The organism is Bifidobacterium bifidum ATCC 29521 = JCM 1255 = DSM 20456 (genome assembly GCF_001025135.1).
In the GTDB taxonomy this organism is placed as follows: Bacteria; Actinomycetota; Actinomycetes; order Actinomycetales; family Bifidobacteriaceae; genus Bifidobacterium; species Bifidobacterium bifidum.
This window is the reverse complement of the sequence record NZ_AP012323.1, coordinates 1359451-1377424: the sequence shown is the minus strand read 5'-3', so window position 1 is coordinate 1377424 and position 17974 is coordinate 1359451. Positions and strand designations below refer to the sequence as shown.

The window sequence follows — 17974 nt, the reverse complement described above, 5'->3', positions numbered from 1 at the left end:
GTTTTTTCTGCCGTAACGAATCGTCAAATCTCCCGGTGCATGAAGAGCCTTGCCTTCATATGCCGGGAGATTTATATTTCTCTGTTCAAACGCGCCGCCACATGATGCAGTCGCAGCCGCGCTGATGCGCGAAGAGAATCCCGGACTTTTCCGGAAGTTGATCGAGATGAGGCATTGTTCGTGGCAGCGGAAATAGACACGAATCGTCATGCCGAATCAGTACGACTGTCGATGATCGGCCTTGTTGCGGTCTGCAGCGCGGTCCGCTCTGTCAACGTCTGCCGTTTTTACCGGGCTTGCCGTTGGGAAACAGCAGATAGGTGAGAACGCCGGCGGCGGTGCCGCTGGCCAGAGCCGCGGTGATGACGGCAAGTGCCTGCATGGCCGTGCTCAGCGGTCGTTCCTTGTTTTTGCGTGCCCGTCTGCCGGCAGCCGGCTTGGATGCCGGTGCGACGGGCCGTGCATCGTCTGCTTCGCTGGGAGCGTCAGGCTCGGTAGCGCTGTTTGCTTTGGTATTGTCGGCCGTCTCATCGGTCGGCTCTTTGGCATCGTCGGACGAACCGGCCGTCCCAAGCTCCTTGATGCGCAGTTCAATCGGATCGTCAACAAGGGTCTTGATGATCTTCGCCAGTTCGCGGTTGCCGCATTCGGCGATTTCGGCGCTGAACACGGTGCGCAGGGCGAGGTACTGCAATTTGGTCATGGGACTTCGGCCGGTCTCCAGATTGGAGATGGTCTGCCGTGCGACTCCTAGCTCGTTGGCCAACTGCTGGGTGGTCCATCCCGCCACTTTGCGAAGCGCCCCCAGATTCTCCTGAAACTGGCTGATCCACAACTGTTCGATTTCCGACGTCGCCAATGCGCACCTCCTTTCGCACAGTCACTAGTGTACGTTACGAATGACTGAAGCGTATACCGGTCGTGTGACGTACGGTCTATGTGGCGCATCGGTCCACGCCGTCCTATGCTTGGAACATGGAGTCAGACTGCTCCCGATTGTGCCGGGGCATCCGCCTGATCGTGGCGGGCAAGGCGACTGTTCAATGACAAGGAAGGCTGTGGAATGCGCATCAGCGACGAGGAGTTCGAGCACGAGGTCGAAGCGGCCATCGACAGTCTTCCGGACCGGTTCAAACGCGCGCTGGACAATGTCGGTATCGCGGTCGCCGACGAGCCGAACGAGCGTGAGCGGGCGACGATGCAGCGCCAGTGCGATGAGCTGCTCGGCCTGTACGAAGGTGTGCCAATCACGCGGCGCTTCACCGGATACAGTGGCGTCATGCCCGATATCATCACCATATACAAGGGCCCGCACGAGCGCGTCTGCGCCACGCGCGACGACCTGCGCCGGCAGATTCGCAAGACAGTGCTGCATGAGCTCGGCCATTATTTCGGTTTTGACGACGATTATCTGCACGCGCACGGCTACTGAGGACATCCGACCCGCCGATTTGTACGGTATATGAACTTTGGGGGGTTGATTCGGGGCTCTCCGAACATCTATCTGCGTTTCAAGGGGTTGCCAAAACACGATATGCAGGGTATTCGAAGCTGTATGTTGCTGGAATCATGCGGTTTTGGGAGCGTTTATACTTGAGCACCACCCCCTCGAAACGCAGATAGATGTTTTGACGCATCCGAATCAACCCCTCGAAACGAAGATAGCCTCTGGATTTGTCGGCTGTTGGCGTTTTTCAGCGTGATTTCTTCTCCGATGCGCACTGATGCCGATATGGGGCGCCCGCATCGCGAAGGAGCGCGGACGATTCTGTTGATTGTATGCGCGTTACGTGCGGATATGGGATAACCGGCAATCGGGCGAATCCTGTCTGATAGGGTGAACCACTATCGGGGGATGTTAGGTTCCGATGAAAGGAATTCATTATGCAGCAGATTCAGTACGTTTGCGTCAAATGCGGATGCCGGTCATACGACAGCGACCAGTTCCAGGCGACCGGCGGCGATTTCGCCAAACTGTTCAACGTGCAGAACAAGAAGTTCGTCACCATCTCCTGCCGCCAGTGCGGATACACCGAGTTGTATCGCGCGCAGACCGGCACCGGCATGAACGTCCTCGACTTCCTCGTCGGCTGACGTCATGACGGCATAGGGGACCTCCCGCATCCCGGCCCGATCGGGGACCGGCACATGACGGGAGGCCTGATCAGGCTGATATCATCAAACAACCACCATACTCACCGGCAAAGGAGACTGACCTCGCACATGCAGTTCGTGCACGCCGTGTTGTCCTTGCATATTGCTCAAAACTCGCAGATCTCTCAAACATCACAGACCGTGCGGTCCGGATTCGACCAGTTCGTCCTGTGGTATGGCAATCTGCCGCAGCTGGCTCAAACCGTGATCACCGTCGTCGTCGGCGCGATTGTCGCCTATCTGGTGTTCAAGATCGTCGCCCATCTTGTCAAAGGTCTGGTGACGGCGGTCATCGCCGCGATTCTGGCATTCCTGATCAGTACGGTTCCGGGTAATCTGCTGCTGTCCAGCGCGTTTGACCGCATTCAGCAGGAAGTCACCACGCATCTGCCGTCCGGCATCAAGGACCAGTTGGGCTGAGTGTGTGGTGTGCTTTGTGACGCGTCACATTGTCGATTTCGGCGATATGACGCGATGATCGTCATTATTCGTCAGATGATGATGCCGTTGATGTGATCGATTTCGTGTTGGATGATTTGCGCGGTGAATCCGTCGAAGGCAGTCGTGTATTCGCGCCCGCTGCGAGCCTGATAGGTGACGGTGATGCTCTGGTAGCGTGTTGTCGGACGTTCGCCATCCAGTGACAGACATCCTTCGGCGGTATCGAATGGGTCGCTCCCAGCAATGATGCGCGGGTTGAACATGATTGCGTTGCGGTTGTTTTCCTTGTCTTGGAACACGATGATCCGCTTTGCCACGCCTATCATGTTCGCGGCCATGCCCACACATTCGCCGCGATGCGCCGCCAGCGTGTCACGCAGGTCGGTCGCGGTGGCGCGGTCCTCGTCGTTCGACGGGTCGGCAGGGGCCGATGCCTGCGACAGAAAAGCGACGGAGGTCATGATCGGTTGTTGCATTGATACTCCCGTGTCGTCGGTGGATGCCGGTGTTGCGGCGCCGGATTCGATGTCGAGTTATATGGTACGCCATGCAATCCCGCAGCCTCCATTCCGCGAGTAGTCCCATTGGCTGACTTTCCCGCGGGACTATGAGCGGATGTCCGTGCCGCGGCGTGACCCCTCATCCGGCGAAAGTCCCATGTGACGACCTTGAGATGGGACTTTGGCGGGATGAGATGATGAAATGGAGTGGGGGGGCGGATGCGCGATGGTGTGACTGCCGGCGCCCGTGCGACTACCATGGGTGACGGAGCATGACATTGAAACGTGATTCGTCAGCCGCTCTGAAGCCGGTGGCGAACGCAAAACACGAACACACAAGAGGGGAGTGAGCGCGATGAGGATCGAACATGCGGTGGCCAGTCTGCCGGCCAATGGAAGCGGCCCGGTGTTCTTGCTGTTGCACGGCTGGGGGTCGAACGAGCATGACCTGCCGGGATTGCTGGATTATTGTGCGCCCGGCGCCGATTACGCGTCGTTGCGTGCGCCGATTTCGTACGGCCCGGGCTACACGTGGTTCGGCTCATGGGATTACGAAGGCGTCCCGACCGGCGAATCGCTCGATCGGCAATCACGCCAAGCCGGCGAGGCCATCGACGCATGGGTGGCCGACAGCATCGCCCCGGAGCGCCCCATCGTGGTCATGGGCTTCTCCCAAGGCGGTCTACTCGCCGGCGAGATGCTGCGCGTCAACCCGAAACGGTACGCCGCCGCAGTCAGTTTCTCCGGCTTCCTCGCACATGGCGAGTTGCCTGGCGACGACGAGCTTGCGCGACTGAAGCCGCCAATGTTCTACGGCCACGGCTCTGCGGACGACATCTTCCCCAAGTCCGAACTCGACGCGATGAGCGCGTTCTATGCCTCGCACACCACGCTCACCGAGAAAATCTACCCCGGCATGACGCACAGCATCAACATGCCGGAGCTGCGTGACGTCGCCGCGTTCTTGGAACACAACGGTTTCGTGCGGCCTCGCCTCTGGTGACGATAGCCCCATCACCCCACGAACTTCAAGGTCAGCGGAACCGTCTCCGCGAGTTTGTCTCCGCTCGAGCGTTCGCTGGTCGGATACGTGATTTCGATGGCCGCGATCTTCCCTCCGGTGACGACTTCGCGGATATACGTGATGGTTCCGTTCTGCTCATAGCTGAGGTACACCGATTGGCCGGCCACCTGCGCGAGCGATATGTTCGCGTTGCCGCCGAGATTCTCCTTGAGCCAGTCGAGCTCCTCCTGCGGGGAGTGAGACAGCGCGTTGTTGCTGCCCCACACGCTGATCTGCGTGGAGCCGGACGTCGCGTCGAACTTGCGACCGTCGCCGTTGTCGGACTCCTGCTGCCACTTGTAACCGGCAGGCACGTCGACACGGTACGAGAACCGCGCGTTCGTGTAGGTTCTCGCACCGGATTGCGATGACTGGGATTGCGATGAGTCATCGGATTCAGTGGTATCATCGCCGTTGCCGTCGGAAGAGATGCCGTCTCCCTGCCGCCCGCCGGATACAGTGGCCTCCTCGAACTGGCTGAAATCGACCGGCTGCTCGACCAGATAGTACACGTTGTGGGCGTTGGGCGCCTTCTTGAACGGCTGCATGTTGGTGCCGGGCGCGTACGGGTTGGGCTTCCGGTGGAAGGCGTCATTCGTCGCCTTGATTTCCGGGTATGCGGAGTTGTCGCGGCGGATGAGATACGGGCGGTCCGCATAGGGCTTGTACGTAGTCGAGCCGTCGAAATATCCGTTGGATTCCAGCTGGTCGAGGTTGGCTCCGACCGGCATCACCACGAAGAAATCACGAGCCACGTATTTGAGATATTTTTCGCTCATGGCCTGTTCGGCGGTTCCATCCGAGCCATCCTCGACTTGTTTCTCCGATGTGCCGTCACAGTATGTCGGCCCGTCGCCCACGTAAGACGTGGTGCCGCATACGGGCAGTCCGAAGCCTGCGTACAGCTCCATGGCGCCGGTATCGCCCTGGATCAGGAAGTCCTTCATTGCGTTGTAGTAGCCGCCGGAGGACGGGTTGCAGCCGCTGATGTCCTGCGAATACGTGCAGAGGGTCAGCTGGTCGAAGAAATCCGAGGAACCTTTGCCGTCGAGCACCAGACCACTCGGGTTTGGATCGGTCTGACCGGGTTCCAATGTCAGGCAGTTGCCGCCATCGGTGCAATACTTCCCTGCCAGAGCCACGGTGTTCGTCATGATCTTGTCCGATCCCCTGTCGGGAATGGACGTGCCGACCACGTCGTAGCGTTTGCTGGCATCCACGCCGTAATACAGGGTCACGTTGGTCTCGCTGGTCCGCACGCCGATGCCGGGATCGGCTCGGACGATCTTGCCGAGATTCTTTCGGCTGGAGAAACGCGGCTTGAGCGTGACGTCGAAGCCCTGTTGCTGGAGCTTTGTTTTCGCCTCGTCCTTGTCCATTCCGGCGATTTCGACGGGTATGCCGTCACCTGTGATCCCGACTCCGATATGGATGCCGTCGTCGGTGTCGCGCACCGGCTCACCGTCCGCGGGCATGGTGACGGCGACTTTGCCGGGGTGCTCCGAGACGACTTCGTGCTCGACGACTTTGACGCCCATTTTCAGTAGCGCGGTTTCGGCCTTGCTCGGTTCAGAGCCGACTGTGCCTTCGGGTACACCGGGTCCCATCGATTCGATGACCGTCACCGTCGTGCCCTTGGGCAGACGGTCGCCCGCCTTGACTCCTACCAGACCGAGGCACTTGCCCTTGCCCAGGGCGTTGAACGTCTGCTTCTTCTTGACGAGAAAGCCTTTGGTCTCCAGCTCACGTGACACTTCGGCTGCCGTGCGGTATCGGACCGTCGGCACGGTGCGCGGGCCGATCCATTCCAGTTTCCTCGCGGCGAGACCGAACCCGGTTCCAGCGAGAACCACCAGTACGGCGATGATCGCCGCGATGAGTTTCATGCGTGGGCGCTTGGCGGACGGCTGCGCGGCGGCGGATCCGGTGGGATTGGCCGGTGGCGTGGCGGAGTTTCCGGCGGGGACGGTCGGAGGTGTGCCGGCATCGCCCGCATTCGCTGCGAATGCGGCAAAACCATCGTCGGATGCCGTCTCGGATGCTCTCGGAGGCGATGGAACCGGTGGCTGCGCCGCCATGTTGCCATAGCCCGACACGGGTATCGGAGCGGTCGGTATCGCAGGAGCACCCGGCGCTCCAGCGGCGGATTGCCGCGGAGCGCCACACTGGAAGCAGAACCGACTGCCCTCGTCATATGGGGCACCACAATGCGGACAATATTCCATGATCTCCCACCTCTCTCGCAGCGTTGCTATAAACACCATGATATTCCAGTGCGGCCCGTATCGGAACCATAGTTCGGCGAGTCGCGCCGTTGTGCCAGTCGGCGTCTGGCGGCATAAAAGAACTCCGCTGATTCGGTGTGGATGTCAGCGGAGTCTGCGGGTTGTGCGGATTAGTGTTGCGGCGGCAGTGGCATGGGACGCATTGTGTTCGGCGTTCCTCCGGCCGGATTCTGTGGTTGTGCGCTATATGGCACGGCAGGCTGCTGATACGCCGCTCCGGCGCCCGGCGCGGCTCCGTAGTTTTGCGCCGGCATGCCACCGTACGCGACTGCGGGCGGATTCGCCGGAGCCGGACTGGCGAATGCCGCCCTGCGCGCATGGCTGCGATTCACCACGGAAACGATGGCTCCCACGAACATGAACAACGTTCCCGCGATGATCGCATACATCCCATACGACGGAACGAGTGAAAAGGACAGGTCATTGGCGAGATTCAGCCCAGGCTGAGATGCCGTCGAGCGTACGACATCCATCTCGTGGGAGGCGGAGACGAGAATGAAGATGAGTATTCCCGCGTACAAAGCGCATCAGAGCAGGTTGAGGATGGAGAACGTCAGCGTGGCGGCGTGCAGACGAAGCAGCGCGAACAACAGGATGAACGCCGACAGCACGAGGAACGCCCAGAACGGGAATGTGCGATCGTTGAACAGCGATGCGCTGATCGAGCTGTCCCCGTCATAGTATTTGAGGAGCTCTTCGCTGGACATGTTGTTGAGCATCTGCTTGATCGCCGCGCTGTCGCCGCTGACGGCCATATACGGCAAGAAGCATCCCGCCACGGTGATCGGTTGCGGGGTTCGGCAAAATGCTGCATGGTGTCAAAAGACTGATGGGAGGGGTCTACGCGACCTCAGGGCGGATGGAAAATCCGGTGGCCGACGCACGCCGGCATGGCGTTCTGCCGCCGTTTCCGCGCGGGTAAAAGGCACGGTTGAGCGGCGCGGTTAAGATATGGCAAACAACAGGATGGAGTCGTCCGCCCTGCGCAAGCCCTGGCCTATCATGGACAATGGAAGGCGACGCACGTGCCGCCGTGCGTCAGCAGTGAGTGGAGCCGAACGGACCGGGGAGCATCGAGGAGGGGCATGTCAGCGGAATCGGAAACATCGTCGAATGTGACGGCGGAGGCCATGAATGGTGACGGGGCCACGCCGCTCGTGTCGGTCATCGTGCCGGTGTACGGAGTCGAGCGGTATCTCGACGCGTGCGTGGAAGGACTGGTCGGCCAGGCGTACCGCAATCTTGAGATCCTGCTCGTTGACGACGGGTCGCCCGACCGCTGCCCTGCGATGTGCGATGCGTGGACGGCGAGGGATGAGCGGATCCGCGTGATCCACAAGGCCAATGGCGGCCTGTCCGATGCGCGCAATGTCGGACTGGCGAAGGCCACTGGCGACTATATCTACTTCGTCGATTCCGATGACATGGTCGAGCGCAATCTCATTGAACGTGCGATGGCGACGATGCGCGACTACGACGCCGATTTGGTGATGTTCCAGTTCGACACGATCAGCGAAGATGGCAAGCCGCTGACATCCTCGTACAAGCACAACCATTATGACGACGTGATCATCATGACCCCGATCGAGGCGATCAAGGCGCAGGTCAAGGCCGAGATCGACGGGTATTTCTGGTCGTTCGTCGCGGCGGCGTCGATCTACCGTAATCACGGGTTCTCCTTCCCCGTCGGGCGCAAGATTGAGGACATGGCCCGTATCTGCAATGTGATCGGCGAGTCGCATCGCGTCGTGCGCATTCCCGAAGCGCTGTACCATTACCGCATGCGCCGCGGATCCATCACCGGCGACTGGAGCATGCAGCTGACCCGCGACTGGGTGAGGGCCACGGATGATCGCGAGACGTACATCGTCGAGCGGTTCCCCGAGCTGAAGAACTTCATGAAGCTGCAGCAGCTTATCTTCTTCGTCAACCTTGATTATGAGACGATACGGCAGTCGCTCGTGGCGAAGTTCAGCATCGACCCGCAGGACGCCGACCGGATTCGTCGCCGCATCGAGGGACTCACCAAGGACGTCGCCGGAGCGGGCGACGAGGTTCCGGAAAGCACGCAGTCGCTGCTGGATACGATGAAGCAGACGTTCGTCGAGATGGTGGAGCCGGATGTGGGCGCAGAGGCGGGCCAAGCGGCGGACGGGCGAGAGCCCGATCGCGAGCCCGGCCGCAAGCGTGAGAAAGCCTATTCGCGCAAACGCCGCCGCTACGATTTCTACGTCGCTGGCCCGTTCTTCAATCCCGAGCAGGTCGCGTCGATGGAACGCTTGGAACATGTGCTCGACACCCACGGCAAGACGATGTTCAGGCCGCGGTTCGCCAGTGACATCGCCGAGGTCGGTCCCGCGGGCTGCTTCGACGACGACGTGAACGGCATCTGCGCTTCCAAGGCGGTGATAGCCAATCTGATGGACGAGGATTCCGGCACGATGTTCGAGATCGGATTCGCCCACTCTCTTGGCATCCCCGTGTACGCATATCGCGAGGGCCTGCGCGACGGCGACAGCATCAACCTGATGATCGCCCAGTCGGTGCGCGCTGTGTTCTCGTCGTCCGACGATCTTGCACGGTACCTTGAGACGGGGGAACATAAGGATGCGGACTATGCGCAGTTCTGACGGGCCGGGAGCGGCGCGAGGGTGAGAGGGAACGAGAGACGCGATGAGGGTGTTCGATTTCGACGGCACGATATATGACGGCGAAAGCCTGTTCGACCTGTATATGTTCAGTGCCCGATACGAGCCGAAGGTGCTGCGGCATCTGGCTCCGGTGCTGCGATACGCGGTGCAGTACAAGATGGGGCGGGCCACGCTTGCGCAAATGGAACGCGGCGTGGGCGGCGTGACGTGCGATTACCTGCACGATGTCGCGGCTTCCCGACGGATACTGCGACTGGACGGCGCGGCTCCCGATGCCGGTCTCGCCGGGGAGGCCGCGATCGCAGAGGGCGTATCCGCGTTGGTGAACGAGTTCTGGAACCGGCATATGGACCGCATCAAGCCGTGGTATGAGCCGCGTCCGGATGACGTGATCCTGACGGCATCGTTCGACGTGACCGTGGGGGAGGCATGCCGGCGTCTCGGATTGAACCGTCTGGTCTCATCCACCGTGGATCCGCGGACGATGCGGGTCACCTGTCTGAATTTCAATACGAACAAGCCGAAACGGTTCCGCGAAGTCGTCGGCCCGGACACGGTCATCGACGAGTTCTACACCGACAGCCGGTTCGACCAGCCGATGATCGACATGGCGAGAACGGCGTTCATGGTCAGCGGCAACCGGATCACGCAGGTCAAATGATGCAAGCCGATCGGCAACGCCTGCCGGAACGGACGCACTGACGTTCCGGCAGGTGTTGCCGAACACGACGGAAAGGAGCGGTTCATGTTCCCCTTGCTGGACACTCTGGTCGCGGTCTACGAGATCGGCCAGTTCACGTTGGCCGCCGACGAGCTCAAGGTCTCGCAGTCCACGGTGTCGTCGCGCATCGCCCAACTGGAGCGCATGGTCGGGGCGCCGCTGTTCGTCCGCAATGCCAAAAGCGATGTGACGCCGACCGAGGCTGGGCGGTTGCTGTACCGTGCGGCGACCGGCATCGATGGCACGTGGCGCGACGCCTGCGAGCAGATCGCCCGCATGCGCGAGAGCCGTGAGCCGTTGTCCGTCGCATTTTCGCACACCACGGCGGCCGTGCTGCTGCCGGTCGCACTGCCGGTGATGGCCAAGGCGCTGAGCGGCTTCGACTGCTCGATTCGGGTGCTCAATTCCGACGCGATCCTGGAACAGGCCGGTATGAAAGCCGTGCAGTTGGGTGTGGTGGAGAAGCCCATCGTCAACGACTCGGTCGATCGTGTCACGCTGCGCGAGGACAGGCTGGTGCTGGCCGGTGATCCGCATGGCGTGTGGATGGTGCGCGAGCACGGCTCCGGCGTGCGCTATTACACGGATCTGTACTTCAAGACGGTCGGCTTCATGCCGTCTCGCATGATCGAGGTCGCCAATAACGCGGCCATCGGCGCGGCGCTCGCGGCCGGTTTCGGCTGCTCCCTGGTGTCGGCGGCCGCCGTGCCGGCCGGCGTGCCGACACGGGAGCTGGGCGACGAGTTCGTGCGGCGGTTCTATGCGTTGGTGCCGCGTTCCGGTCTGACGCCGGGGCAGCGGGAACTTGCCGGCAGGGTCATTGCGGCCCTGCGCGGCTGACTGTGTCGCAGCGAATGGTTCTCAATAAGAAACGTGCGAGGATTCCTCACATTTTCGCACAAGTGAACAAGCCGACGAAGCCCGGAATTCCGGGCTTTCGGAGGTGTTTGTGTTCGTTTCCGCCCGCATCTGGCTCGCACCTTTCTTATTGAGAACGATTCGCTGCAATCTGGCATCAAAAATATCAATACCATCCATCACTATCACTGATTTGACCGATGGCATATGACGGTAGTTCAATGGACATCATGAGAGAGTTCTGTACGAAATGGTGGAAACGCATCGCCACCGTCGATATGCTGTTCATCGCCGTCCTGACCCTGATCGCTTCACTGATCGGCTCATGGCTCAAGCAATACCCCGGATTCAAACTGTTCGGCGCGCTGATCATCGCGCTGCTGATCGGCATGATCATCCAGTTCCCGATCCGCAAGTGGTACGTCGGTGCCAGCGACAAGCGCAAGGCCGGCGTCAAGGACGCGGCCGGGCTGATCTCCAACAAGCTGCTGCGCCTCGGCATCATCCTGCTCGGCTTCAAGCTCAACCTGCAAGTGCTGTTCACGCAGGGCATCAAGTGCCTGCCCATCGCCGCGGTCGTGGTGACGCTCACCATCGTCGTGACCTACTGGGTGGCGCGCAAGATGGGCGTCGACCCGATGCTCGCGATCCTGACCGCCGGCGGCACGGGCATCTGCGGCGCCGCCGCCGTCATGGGCCTGTCCGGCTCCATCAAGGTGCCGCCCGAGAAGGAGCAGGAGAAGGACGACGACGTGACCATGGCCGTCGCCATCGTCGCCATCATGGGCACGATCTTCGCGTTGCTTGAGATCGCGCTCGGCCCCCTGACCGGCATGACGCAGGACCAGCTCGGCATCACCGCCGGCGCGTCCCTGCACGAGATCGCCCACGCGGTCGCCGCCGGCGACGCCTTCAACGCGGTCAACATCGCCACCATCATGAAGCTGTCGCGCGTGCTGATGCTCGTGTTCGCCGCCATCATCATCGCCATCTGGTGGGAGAAGAAGCATTCCGAGGTCGCGCCCACCGGCAAACGCTCCGTCGCGTTCCCCTGGTTCATGCTCGGCTTCATCGGCGCGTCCGTGATCGGCACCTTCGTGCCGTTCATCGCCGCCATCACCCCGCAGCTCGTGGACTTCGCGTACATCGTGCTCGGCATGGCCATGGCCGCGCTCGGCATCAACGTGAACTTCAAGGCCATCGCGGTCAAGGGCCGCAAGCCGTTCCTCGCGAGCTTCCTCGTGTCGATCCTGCTGATGCTGTTCGCTGCCGGCGTCGCCGTGCTGTTCTTCTGATTCCCGGCATCGCGTTGCCAGCGGGCTGAAATGGGCGCTCCCGGCCTGGGAGCCTCCGTTTCAGCCCGCTGACGTATTTGAGGGCATGGAGCCCCTATCTCAGGAAATCACGGATGTCGTCGATCTCGCGGTCGCAGATCGCATGCGCCATGCCCGGGTACGTGCACAGCCGCGCGCCGCGGGTTCCGGATATCACCCGTCGGGCCGTATCCTGATCCTCGACGGGTATCGTGCGGTCCTGGTCGCCATATGCCAGAAGGAAGCGCGTTCCGCAGTCCGCCTCAGCGTCCTGCTCGCCACGGAACGGCGGGCGCCGGGTAACAGTTGAATCATCGGTGACATGTGCGTGAATTGTTGCGCTGTGGGCATGAGCGCGGCTGCGAAGCGGCATGATTGCGTGTACCGTGGGGGAAGGCTGGAGCAATCTGGAGGAATCGCGAAGCCATGCCGCGAACTTGAATCGAAGCGGTACGATTCCCGCAGGGCGCGGCAGACGGCAGGGCCGCTCTGACGATGACGGAAACGGCGGGACGAGGGGACAGCACGGCAGGAAACGGCGGAAGACGGCGGCGACAGAAGACAACGAAACACAACGCAACAAGACAGCAAACACAGCAACATAGCAAGATAACGAAATGAGGAAACGCATTCATGGGAATGCCATTGGATCTATATGTCATCCGACACGGAGAGTCGGAGGCGAACGTCATCATCAACGCGGGGGAGCAGGGCGATAACTCCCTGTACACGCAGGACAACGTGACCGTGCCCGACCGGTCGTGGCGACTCACCGCCACCGGGCGCAAGCAGGCCGACTGCATCGGCCGCTGGCTCGTCGCGCAACAGCAGCTGTTCGACCGGTATCTGGTCTCGCCATACGTACGCACGCGCGAAACCGCCGCGACGATGGCGCTGCCGAAAGCCAAGTGGGAGGAGACGCGCGTGCTACGCGAACGCTCCTGGGGCGAGATCAACACCATCACGCAGGACGATTTCCGCACGAACTACGCGCGCAACTGGATGTTCAAGCGCACCGACCCGCTGTACTGGCGTCCGCCGGCAGGCGAGTCTATTGCCGACGTGTCGGAGAACCGCGTGCATAACCTGCTCACGTCGCTCAACCGGCGTGCTGAGGCGGAATCCGTCGTCGCCGTCACACACGGCGACTTCATGCTCGCGCTGATGCTCACCCTGGAGGACCTGTCGGACGAGGAGTTCATGCGCCGCGCCGACGACCCGGCATGGGCGATCACCAATTGCACGTGCCTGCATTATTCGCGGCGAGACCCGGCCACCGGCCGCACGTCGTCGCGCGTGCGCTGGGAGCAGACCGCGCGCCCAGTGTTCGACGAGTCGACCGGACGCTGGGAGGTGCGCGTCGATCCGTGGCGCGAATTCCAGCGCCCGTTGCTCTCGAACGGCGACCTCGTCGACGTGGTGCATTCGGTCGACCCGCACCTGTGACGGCACGAGGCGCCTCACGGCGCTCACGGGCCGCGCATGACGAGTCGCGCGCCGCACGTGGCTCGTCATCGCAACGGTGGGCGAACGGGTTACAATGGCCTCAACGCGGCACATGGCTGCATGGATGTGCCACCTGAGAGAACCGAAGGAGTTCGTGATGGGAAACCTGTTCACATGGAAACTGCATGGCGACGGCAAGACGCTCGCGCCCGGCGAGGTCGTGGAGCCCGATGAGCGACTGACCTGGACCCGTACCATCGGCATCGGCGCCCAGCACGTCATCGCCATGTTCGGCGCGACGTTCCTGGTGCCGATCCTGACGCATTTCGACCCGTCGACGACGCTGTTCTTCACCGCGATGTCGACCGCGCTGTTCCTGCTCATCAACAAGAACGTGCTGCCGAGCTACCTAGGGTCGTCGTTCGGGTTCATCGCCCCGATCGCCGCCGTCGCCTCCGCGGGCAAGGGCATTCCGGCCGCCAGCTTCGGCATCATGGTCACAGGCCTGCTGCTCGCCCTGGTGGGCGTGGCCGTCCACTTCGCCGGCGCGAAGTGGATTGACATCATCATGCCGCCGGTCGTCAACGGCGCCATCGTCGCGATCATCGGCTTCAACCTGGCTCCCAGCGTGTGGTCGAACTGGCAGAAGGGCTGGGACACCGCCCTGGTGACGCTGCTCGCCGTGCTGCTCATCGCCGTGCTGTTCCGCGGTCTTGTCGGACGTCTGAACATCCTGCTCGGTGTGATCGTCGGCTATGTGTACGCATGCTTCCGCGGTCAGGTCGACTTTTCGGCCATCGGCGACGCGGCGTGGATCGGCTTTCCGAAATTCCATCTTCCGCAGGTCGACTTCTCGATCCTGCCGATGTTCATCCCCGTCGTGCTGGTGCTGGTCGCCGAGAACGTCGGCCACGTCAAGTCTGTGGCGCAGATGACTGGGCGCGATTATGACGGGCATATGGGCACCGCGCTGTTCGCGGACGGCCTCGGTACCGCAATCGCCGGCTTCGGCGGCGGCTCCGGCACCACCACGTACGGCGAGAACATCGGCGTGATGGCCGCGACCAAGGTGTATTCGACCGCCGCCTACTGGTGCGCGGCCGCATTCGCCCTGCTGCTGAGCCTGTGCCCGAAGTTCGGCGCGGTCATCAACACGATTCCCGGCGGCGTGCTCGGCGGCGTGACCACGCTGCTGTACGGCATGATCGGCATGATCGGTGTGCGCATCTGGGTGGAGAACAAGGTCAACTTCGACAAGCCGCTCAACATCATGGTCGCCGCGATCGTGATGATCATCGGCATCGCCGATTTCACGTTCGCGTTCCAGGGCGTGCAGTTCAACGGCATCGCCATCGGCACGGTCGTCATCCTCGTCGCCTACCACGGGCTCAAGGCCATCGGTAAGGCCACGGGCACCATCGACAAGGACGACCCCGACATCCTGTAGCGGGTTCGTGGCCGCTGTCAGGTATGTCACTGTGCGTGGGTCATGTCACCGTGCGAGGGTTACGTCACGTTGCGTGCCCCCTCGCACGGTGACATGACCCTCGCACAGTGACGCGACCCACGCAGCGTGACTCACGCCAGACGCGCGGAGTGACGCCTCGCCGCCGTCGGAACACGTTGATGAAGTAGCTCGCCGACGAAAACCCGCTCATCCGCGCCGAGCAGCTCAAGCAGTTCTGGGTCGACCACCACGCAGGTGAACCAGCATTGCCTCTGCTGCGGCGAGAACCCGTAATGCAGCCGGCTCGAATTGACGACCAATCCGTTGCCGGCTTCCAGCGTCACTATGGCGCCGTTGACGGAATATTGCATCTGACCGCTGATGACATGGATGAATTCCAGATCGCGATGCCAGTGACATGGGCAGCGGTAGTCCGGGAACGACGACAATGCGTCCCGTCTGGCATATATGGGCAGGTCGGGGATGTTGTAGTCGATCCGCTCCGAAAGATCCGACGAGAATGATGGTCTTCCTGCCCGCCCTGCCAGGTTCCGGGCCGGTCGCGCCGCCTGTGCACCGGAGTGCCCCATTGCCGCTCTCTGCGTGATGTAACGTATATGAAAATACTATATTTCTTTTGATGCGCAAAAGTATCATTGCGCCGGTGTCGTCGTTACATTCCATCCCTATCGTAGATATCAGTTCTTCTTGCTGCAGGAGAGGGACTCAATCGATGATTCGGACATCGCGAGAATGACGATATTAATATTTTGTCGTTCATGTGACCGTCTGCATCCTTGAAACACCCTGATGGAAAGGCAAGGTGAGTGTGATGACTCGCATGATGGAACTGATCAATGGATGGCTTGCCCGGTATTATGCCGTCGTCCGTGCCCGGATGGCCGTCCGGCTGGCTTCGGTCCGTGCCGCGGTGCACGGGGACGGCGAGGAGAACATCGCGTCGTTCGCGCGGTGGTACCCGGCATCCGCCGCGCAGTTCGCCGGCTGACGGGGATCTGCGCGGGACCAATCGGGTGGCCGGTGCGGCGGGGGGGCTGAATGGTCCGATACTCTGACCATACATTGTATGGGGGATCGGAGCATGATATAACGAACTCGAACGGCCGCAACATCGCTATCGTCACTGGTAGTGCACTGGGATTGGGATACGAGCTGACCAAACAGCTGATCGCCGACGGCTGGTTCGTGGCCGGCATCGACACCGCGTTCTACCGCGACAGCCGCGACTACGTGTCGGAGGAGAAGCAGCACACCTTCATGGATCCGGGCGAACTGGCCCGAGTGATCCTGTTCAATCTGGTCAACGACGCGAACCTGACCGTCTCCGACATCCTCATAGAACGCAGTTGCCGCTGAGCCGGATGAGTTCCGCCGGCTCAGCGGCAATGCAAGTCGCGCTTCTGCGCGCCCGTCGTCTCAGCGATCCTCGGGCGGCTTGTACTGGTCCTTGTCGGTGAAGCAGGTCCGATAGGTCATCGTCATGATGAGCGCGTCGGCCACGAGGGTGAGCGCGGCGATGGCGGCTAACACGACGAACTGGTATTTCGCCGCGTTCAGTGGGTCTCCGCCGGCGATGACCTGGCCGGCCATCATGCCGGGGATGGTCACGATGCCGCACGACGCCAGAGAGGCGGTGGTGGGCAGCAATCCCAGTCGTATGGACGAGACGATCGAAGGACGGGCGGCCTCCCACGGGGTGGCGCCCAAGGCGAGCAGCGTGTCCACCTCGTCGCGGCGCTCGTTCATGCTCTCATAGAACCGGCTCAGGCCGACGGCGAGCGCCGACACGGTGTTACCCAGCAGCATGCCGGTAAGCGGCACCACCAGCTGCGGCGCATACCAGGGGTGCGGGCGCACCACCAGCTCGGTCACCAGCGAGATCATCAGCAGCATGGTTATGACCAGACTGAGCAGTACCGGGCCGGCGAGCCCCTTCGGGATGCCCTTGGCGCGGGAGAGTGTGATCTGCACGGCCGCGACCAGCATCACCGCGATGACGCCGAACACCAGCCACGGGTTGTTGGAGCGGATCACGTACCCGATGATCACGCCCATCACGCACAGCTGCACCAGCGCGCGTATCGCCGACCACATCAGCGTCTTGCCGATGCTGATGCACATGAGCTCGGAGACGAGCGCCGCGACCGCCACCATCAGCAGCGCGACCAGAAGGCCCCAATTATCGATCACGTAACCGTTGCCGCTCATGACAGCCTCCCCGAGGACAGTGTGACGATGCGTGTGGCTCGGCCGTCGGGCGGACGGTGCCGTATGCGCACGATGGCCATGCCCCTGGCGGCCGCGCTGGCCATGATCGAGGCGACTTTGTCCGCGTTGTCGTCGTCGAGGCCTGCGTCCACCTCGTCGGCCAGCAGCACGGCCGGGCGGGTCAGCAGCGTCCTCGCGAGGCTGACGCGGGCCGCCTGACCGCCGGAAAGGTCGTGCGGCGCACGGGCCAGGTCGATATCCTCGCATCCCATGGCATCCAACGTATTGCGAATGAGCTGGTCGGGTAGCGCCAGCTTCGCCTGCGACTGTTCGGAGCGGAACAGCCGGCTGAACCTGCCGCGTCTCGCGGAGGTCTTCTTGCCGGTGGCCGCATGGTTGTCGGGCGCGCTCGCCTCGTCCGCTCTGCGCACGGCCAGCGTCCAGGGAAGCCGAATCGTGTCGGCGACGCTGTCTCCCATCAGCATGGGCTTCTGCGGCAGATACGCGACGTTCCTCCGCCACTGCTGCAGCGAGAACGATGAGCTGTCCGCGCCGTCCAGCGTGAACGTGCCGTCGGCATGGGGGTTGAGCAGCGCGAAGGCGGTCAGCAGGCTGCTCTTGCCGGAACCGGACGGGCCGACCAGATCGACGATCTGGCCGCGATCGACGTCGAACGACAGATCCTCGAAGATGGTGCGGTCTGACTGCGCAGAAGGCACGACGCAGGAGACCCTACGGGCTGTGAACAACATTTGCATAGTGGCAACGTTACCCGTTCGCCGGCCATAGTCGATGTTTGACAGCGTTTCTTAGTCCAGTGTTAGAGACGCACGCGGCGAGCCGGCCGAATCGTGGCGCCCGGCACC

Annotated in this window: 18 protein-coding genes and 2 pseudogenes; 13 read left to right on the top strand and 7 right to left on the bottom strand. The window is 61.9% G+C overall.

Annotated elements, in window-relative coordinates:
• Positions 1-271: 271 nt before the first annotated feature.
• A complete protein-coding gene (locus BBBF_RS05875; RefSeq protein ID WP_014760356.1) occupies positions 272-859 on the bottom strand; it encodes a helix-turn-helix transcriptional regulator in 588 nt (195 codons plus the stop codon).
• 204 nt (positions 860-1063) lie between these two features.
• Between BBBF_RS05875 and BBBF_RS05870 the strand changes: the two genes are divergently transcribed.
• The 3 genes from BBBF_RS05870 to BBBF_RS05860 all read left to right on the top strand — a co-directional run bounded on the left by BBBF_RS05870 (position 1064) and on the right by BBBF_RS05860 (position 2574).
• Positions 1064-1432, top strand: coding sequence for a metallopeptidase family protein (locus BBBF_RS05870; protein WP_003817237.1), 369 nt, complete (start codon positions 1064-1066; stop codon positions 1430-1432).
• Between the two features lie 452 nt (positions 1433-1884).
• Positions 1885-2094, top strand: coding sequence for a zinc ribbon domain-containing protein (locus BBBF_RS05865; RefSeq protein WP_003813569.1), 210 nt, complete (start codon positions 1885-1887; stop codon positions 2092-2094).
• Between the two features lie 129 nt (positions 2095-2223).
• The gene (locus BBBF_RS05860) at positions 2224-2574 is read left to right on the top strand and encodes a hypothetical protein (RefSeq protein WP_021648541.1); all 351 of its coding nucleotides are present in this window, start codon (positions 2224-2226) and stop codon (positions 2572-2574) included.
• A 71-nt stretch (positions 2575-2645) separates the two neighbouring features.
• Here BBBF_RS05860 and BBBF_RS05855 read toward each other — a convergent pair whose 3' ends face one another.
• Positions 2646-3071 (bottom strand): peptide deformylase, encoded by a 426-nt coding sequence (locus tag BBBF_RS05855; protein ID WP_021648540.1) that lies wholly within the window; start codon positions 3069-3071, stop codon positions 2646-2648.
• A gap of 379 nt (positions 3072-3450) precedes the next feature.
• Here BBBF_RS05855 and BBBF_RS05850 point away from each other — a divergent pair, with 379 nt between their 5' ends.
• Complete coding sequence (locus BBBF_RS05850; RefSeq protein WP_013363598.1) at positions 3451-4098, top strand: alpha/beta hydrolase; 648 nt, start codon at positions 3451-3453, stop codon at positions 4096-4098.
• Between the two features lie 11 nt (positions 4099-4109).
• On the opposite strand, the gene BBBF_RS05845 is transcribed toward BBBF_RS05850, so the two are convergent.
• The gene (locus BBBF_RS05845; RefSeq protein WP_033510022.1) at positions 4110-6383 is read right to left on the bottom strand and encodes a PASTA domain-containing protein; all 2274 of its coding nucleotides are present in this window, start codon (positions 6381-6383) and stop codon (positions 4110-4112) included.
• 587 nt (positions 6384-6970) lie between these two features.
• Positions 6971-7198 (bottom strand): hypothetical protein, encoded by a 228-nt coding sequence (locus BBBF_RS05835; protein WP_021648536.1) that lies wholly within the window; start codon positions 7196-7198, stop codon positions 6971-6973.
• A gap of 375 nt (positions 7199-7573) precedes the next feature.
• On the opposite strand from BBBF_RS05835, the pseudogene BBBF_RS10610 reads away from it, so the two are divergent.
• The 7 genes and pseudogenes from BBBF_RS10610 to BBBF_RS05795 all read left to right on the top strand — a co-directional run.
• A pseudogene (locus tag BBBF_RS10610) lies at positions 7574-8599 on the top strand (glycosyltransferase); the annotation flags it as partial.
• 84 nt (positions 8600-8683) lie between these two features.
• Positions 8684-9073, top strand: a pseudogene (locus BBBF_RS10605) (nucleoside 2-deoxyribosyltransferase); the annotation flags it as partial.
• A 43-nt stretch (positions 9074-9116) separates the two neighbouring features.
• A complete protein-coding gene (locus BBBF_RS05820) occupies positions 9117-9755 on the top strand; it encodes an HAD family hydrolase (RefSeq protein ID WP_013390032.1) in 639 nt (212 codons plus the stop codon).
• Positions 9756-9839: 84 nt separating this feature from the next.
• The gene (locus BBBF_RS05815) at positions 9840-10655 is read left to right on the top strand and encodes a LysR family transcriptional regulator (protein WP_013390031.1); all 816 of its coding nucleotides are present in this window, start codon (positions 9840-9842) and stop codon (positions 10653-10655) included.
• Between the two features lie 248 nt (positions 10656-10903).
• Positions 10904-11968, top strand: coding sequence for a YeiH family protein (locus tag BBBF_RS05810; RefSeq protein ID WP_003817249.1), 1065 nt, complete (start codon positions 10904-10906; stop codon positions 11966-11968).
• A gap of 651 nt (positions 11969-12619) precedes the next feature.
• Complete coding sequence (locus tag BBBF_RS05800) at positions 12620-13432, top strand: histidine phosphatase family protein (protein WP_003813549.1); 813 nt, start codon at positions 12620-12622, stop codon at positions 13430-13432.
• A 157-nt stretch (positions 13433-13589) separates the two neighbouring features.
• Entirely contained in the window at positions 13590-14879 is a 1290-nt protein-coding gene (locus BBBF_RS05795; protein ID WP_033510017.1) for a uracil-xanthine permease family protein, read from the top strand.
• Positions 14880-15010: 131 nt separating this feature from the next.
• On the opposite strand, the gene BBBF_RS05790 is transcribed toward BBBF_RS05795, so the two are convergent.
• Positions 15011-15469, bottom strand: coding sequence for a cupin domain-containing protein (locus BBBF_RS05790; RefSeq protein ID WP_021648530.1), 459 nt, complete (start codon positions 15467-15469; stop codon positions 15011-15013).
• Between the two features lie 242 nt (positions 15470-15711).
• Here BBBF_RS05790 and BBBF_RS09970 point away from each other — a divergent pair, with 242 nt between their 5' ends.
• Complete coding sequence (locus BBBF_RS09970) at positions 15712-15888, top strand: hypothetical protein (RefSeq protein WP_003819965.1); 177 nt, start codon at positions 15712-15714, stop codon at positions 15886-15888.
• A gap of 50 nt (positions 15889-15938) precedes the next feature.
• Positions 15939-16256, top strand: a complete 318-nt coding sequence (locus BBBF_RS05785; RefSeq protein ID WP_021648529.1) for a hypothetical protein — start codon at positions 15939-15941, stop codon at positions 16254-16256.
• Positions 16257-16316: 60 nt separating this feature from the next.
• On the opposite strand, the gene BBBF_RS05780 is transcribed toward BBBF_RS05785, so the two are convergent.
• Positions 16317-17108, bottom strand: coding sequence for an ABC transporter permease (locus BBBF_RS05780; protein ID WP_003813542.1), 792 nt, complete (start codon positions 17106-17108; stop codon positions 16317-16319).
• Positions 17105-17866 carry an ABC transporter ATP-binding protein gene (locus BBBF_RS05775; protein ID WP_021648528.1) on the bottom strand — a complete coding sequence of 254 codons (762 nt, stop codon included), beginning with the start codon at positions 17864-17866 and terminating at the stop codon, positions 17105-17107. Before BBBF_RS05775 ends, BBBF_RS05780 begins: the two co-directional genes overlap by 4 nt.
• Positions 17867-17974: the final 108 nt, after the last annotated feature.